The sequence below is a fragment of the uncultured Faecalibacterium sp. genome (genome assembly GCF_900066275.1).
Lineage (GTDB): Bacteria > Bacillota > Clostridia > Oscillospirales > Ruminococcaceae > Faecalibacterium > Faecalibacterium taiwanense.
Genome location: NZ_FMFG01000004.1, coordinates 1 through 4,370, shown reverse-complemented (window position 1 = coordinate 4,370; position 4,370 = coordinate 1). Strand labels below are relative to the sequence as shown.

Sequence of the window (4,370 nt, the reverse complement as noted above, 5' to 3'; positions counted from 1 at the left end):
CAAGCTGAACAGCCTTTCCAAATCCATCGACCAGCACAAGAAGGAGCTTTCGGACGCAAAGAAAAAGGAAGTTGCTGCAAAAGCGCTGGAAAGTGAACTGAAGGAGCGCGTGGGGGTCATTCAGGATCAGATCAGCGTGCTGAGCACCCAGATCGCTGCTGTGCAGAACAACATTGGCCAGACCGAGCAGAAGATCATCTCCAAGGAAGGCGAGATCACCCAGAAGCAGGCCGAGATCGACAGCCAGTGGGGTGATTTTAAAAAGCACATGGCTGCCATGCAGGAGCTGCGCGACGGCGGCAGCGTGGCCATGCTGAGCGCAGTGAACGACCTGTATGAGCTGCTCACCTTCAACGAGGTCATGCAGGATATCTCTATCAAAGATACCGAGATCATGGACAACATGAAGGCCGCCAAGAGCGCTCTGGAAGCAGATAAGGTGGAGCTGGAGGCCCAGCGCAAGGAACTGCAGAGCCAGAAGGCGGAGCTGGATACCCAGAACTACCAGATGAAGGCAAAGCAGAGCGAGTTGAACAGCAGCATTTCTGCGGCGCAGCTTTCTGCACAGGATGCCCAGAAGGCCCAGCAGACGGCACAGGCCGCTATTGAATCGGACGAGCTGAACTATGAGGCCGTCAAAAAAGAGATCCAGAAGTTGATCGCGGCCGCTGCATCCAGCAAGCCGCAGCTGAGCTTTACCGGTTTTGCCTGCCCGCTGAAGAGCTATACCCGCGTTTCCAGCGAGTACGGCTGGCGTAAGAATCCGGTGTCCGGCGTCAACAGGCTGCATGCCGGCATCGATCTGGCGGCCCCGGGCGGTACGCCCATCTACGCAGCCGCCAGCGGCTATGTGCAGGTGGCAGGCTGGTCCAGCGGCGGCTATGGCAACTATGTCATCATCTATCACGGCAGCATGTCGGACGGCAATGCCTACAGCACCCTGTACGGCCACATGAGGTCGGTCGCCACCAGCGCAGGCAAGTATGTCAAGCAGGGCGAGCTGATCGGCTACGTTGGCTCTACCGGCAACTCTACCGGCAACCACCTGCATCTGGAGGTCTGGAAGGGCGGCAAAAAGGCCAATGCGGTCAATCCGCGCGGTTATATCCCGTTCCCGCACAACTGAGTGTGTTTATAAGGAGTCTGGTATTCTATGAACGAACAAAAACACAAGCGCTGGCTGCGTATCGGCTGCCTTGTTCTGGCAGGCGTGTTTGCACTCTCGCTGCTGAGCAGTGTGATCATGATGCTGCTGTATTAACAGGGAGGGGCAAGCATGAACCGTAAGATCTCTGTGGGCATGGCTGTCACCATTGTGATCCTTGCCATGACCGTGACCTTTTCCATTACCATGCTCATTGCCATGCGTCTGTTTGACAGCACGGTGAGCAGCGTGAAGGAAAAGGAGAGCATGTACAACAAAGTGGCCGAGGTGGACCGCTATGTGCGCAGCAACGACTACTACACCATTGATGAAACGATGCTGTACGACCGCCTGACCGCAGGCTACCTGCTGGGCACCGGCGACAAGTACGCCCGTTACTACACCGCCAACGCCTACACCGAGCTGATGAACCAGCAGAGCGGCAAGGTGATGGGCATTGGCGTGGAACTTGGCATGGACCAGACCGGCTATGCCAGAGTGACCAGGGTGTATGAGGACTCGCCTGCGCAGGAAGCCGGTATCGTGGTGGGCGATTACATCACTGCTATTGACGGCACCGATGTGAAGAGCCTTTCCGGGGTGGATGCCGTGCAGTCCCGCCTGCAGGGCGAAGCCGGCACCATCGTCAATGTTACATGGCTCGACAGCAAGGCTGCTTCCCGGACGACGGACCTGACCCACTCCGGCTACACCAGCACCACCGTGGACTACCAGATGCTGGACAGCGTGGGTTACATCAAGATCCGCCAGTTCGACGGCAGCACGCCCAGCGAGCTGGACTATGCCATCCGGTCTCTCACTACCAGCGGTGCCCAGAGCCTTGTGTTCGACCTGCGCGATAACGGCGGCGGCGTGTTGGATGATGCCATCAGCTGCATCGACCTGATCGCCCCGGAAGGCACTGTGGCCTATGCCGAGGATAAGAACGGAAACCGCACCATCATTGGCAGCAGCGACGATGAGAGCAAGGTGGAGCTGCCTATCGTCTGTCTGGTCAACGGCAACACCGCCAGCGCAGCAGAGCTGTTTGCTGCCAGCCTGCGCACTATGAACGGCGCACGTCTGGTGGGCACCACCACCATGGGCAAGGGAACCATCCAGAGCAGCCCGCAGCGCCTTTCGGATGGCAGCGCTGTGAGCATCACGGTGGCAAAGCTCATCTGCGGCGACGGCTCCTGCTTTGATGGCACAGGCCTGAGCGTGGATGTGGAGCGTGCCCTCAGTGCCGAAGAAACCACGAATTTCTACGATTATACCCCCGAGGATGACCCGCAGATCCAGCGTGCGGTCAGCGCAGCACAGCAGCTGAGCGGTACCACGACTCTGGGCGGTGTCAACGAAGCAGCTTCTTCGGCTGCTGCTTCCGAAGAAGCCGACAGCGCTGCCACTGAGCCGGAGAACGCTTCCTCTGAGGAAACGGCTTCCTCCACCGAAGCAGAAGCCGGCGGCGAAGCAGCATCCAGCGCAGAATAAAGGGTAAAACCGGCAGAAATGCTGCATGGGCTTCTTTTTGCAAAAAGGAACCCGGTTTATTGCGGTGCTGTTTGCCGTACTGATCCCTTCTCGTGAAAATGCAACCCAGCCAGACCCGCAGGTCTGGCTGGGTTGCCATATTATAATAATATTTCCGCTGAATATGCCCAAAGCGACGCGGAGGGCATTCAAATCGTACTATGAAAAAGGATGGAATCTATGCCCGAACTGACCGACCTCTCGGTGATCCGCGCCCTGTGTGAAAAATACGATTTTGCACTTTCCAAGGGTTTTGGACAGAACTTTATCATCAACCCGGGTCTGCCGCCCAAGATCGTGGATGCCAGTGGCGTGGATAAGCGCTATGGTGTCATTGAGATCGGCCCCGGCATCGGTGTGCTGACCCGGGAACTGGCAAAGCGCGCCGCCAAGGTGGTGTCCATTGAAGTGGACGAACGCCTGCCGCCGCTGCTGGCCGAAACGATGGCCGGAGTGGACAATTTTAAGCTGGTATTACAGGATGTACTGAAAGTTGACCTAAAGGCTCTTATTGCGGAAGAGTTCCCCGGTATGCCGGTGGCTGTGTGCGCCAACCTGCCCTACTACATCACCAGTCCCATCGTCATGAAGCTGCTGGGCGACCGCCTGCCCATTGAAAGCCTGACCGTCATGGTACAGAAGGAAGCTGCCGACCGTCTGGCTGCTGCGCCCGGCACCCGTGCATCCAGCGCCATCAGCTGCGCGGTGAGCTACTATGCCACCTCCAAAATGATGTTCACCGCTGCGCCCGGCAGTTTTTACCCGGCCCCCAAGGTGACCAGCGCCGTGGTGCGCATGGAGATCCGTCCGCAGCCCGCTGTGCAGGTGGAGGACGAAGAAGGCTATTTTGCGCTGGTGCGTGCCGCCTTCGGACAGCGCCGCAAAACGGCTGCAAACGCCATTGCCAGCGGCCTGGGGATGCCCAAGGACGCGGTGACAGCCGCCATTGAAGCCGCCGGTTTTGATGCCCGCATCCGCCCGGAAGCCCTCACACTGGAGGATTTTGCAAAGATCCAGCAGGCCCTTGCCCGCTGAAGTAGCCCGCTGCTCAAAAAAGAATACAACAGACTTTGAACCCCACAGGAGCCGTCCGCGGTTCCTGTGGGGTTTTTATGATAATAGAATCGAATGGTTCGATTTTATTATCGATGTATTGCGTTGAAAATTCCTGGTATCAAAACGTGATACAACAGAAAAGAATGCTAAAAGCAGACGAAAGTATGAACTGATGGCAATGGCACCTCATTTGTTAAACGGTATAGTATACTGCTTGGGGAATGGGTTGTTTTTTTGCGCGCCAAGAAGATATTGACAAGCCGCGCGTTTTTTGGTATTCTATCAAAAGACCGCTTGGTCCATGCTGGTGTGGCGCAATGGCAGCGCAACTGATTTGTAATCAGTGGGTTGCAGGTTCAACTCCTGTCACCAGCTCCAAAAAGCCGCTCAGGAACGTTGATTTCTGGGCGGCTTTTGCTTTTGTGTTTTTGCTTTCGGCACAAAAATCCAAAAATTCCGCAAAAGATGTTGACAAACTACCATCCGGGTGGTAATATATACAGGCAATCCATGGACTGCAAAAAGTGAATATGGGCGTGTTCCCGAGTGGCCAATGGGGACAGACTGTAAATCTGCTGCTTTCAGCTTCGGTGGTTCGAATCCACCCGCGCCCACCAAACAAGAAAAATCCGAACCT

The 4,370-nt window shown here is 56.3% G+C and carries 3 protein-coding genes and 2 tRNA genes; all 5 read left to right on the top strand.

What is annotated here, in order from left to right; translation table 11 throughout:
* On the top strand, positions 1-1,126 hold a 1,126-nt coding region (locus tag QZL71_RS02510), incomplete at its 5' end, for a M23 family metallopeptidase (RefSeq protein ID WP_294647619.1).
* A gap of 150 nt (positions 1,127-1,276) precedes the next feature.
* Positions 1,277-2,638 (top strand): S41 family peptidase, encoded by a 1,362-nt coding sequence (locus QZL71_RS02505; protein ID WP_291017226.1) that lies wholly within the window; start codon positions 1,277-1,279, stop codon positions 2,636-2,638.
* Between the two features lie 219 nt (positions 2,639-2,857).
* Positions 2,858-3,712, top strand: coding sequence for a 16S rRNA (adenine(1518)-N(6)/adenine(1519)-N(6))-dimethyltransferase RsmA (gene rsmA, locus QZL71_RS02500; RefSeq protein ID WP_044954033.1), 855 nt, complete (start codon positions 2,858-2,860; stop codon positions 3,710-3,712).
* A 324-nt stretch (positions 3,713-4,036) separates the two neighbouring features.
* Positions 4,037-4,111, top strand: a tRNA-Thr gene (locus QZL71_RS02495).
* Positions 4,112-4,265: 154 nt separating this feature from the next.
* A tRNA-Tyr gene (locus tag QZL71_RS02490) sits at positions 4,266-4,350 on the top strand.
* Positions 4,351-4,370 lie beyond the last annotated feature (20 nt).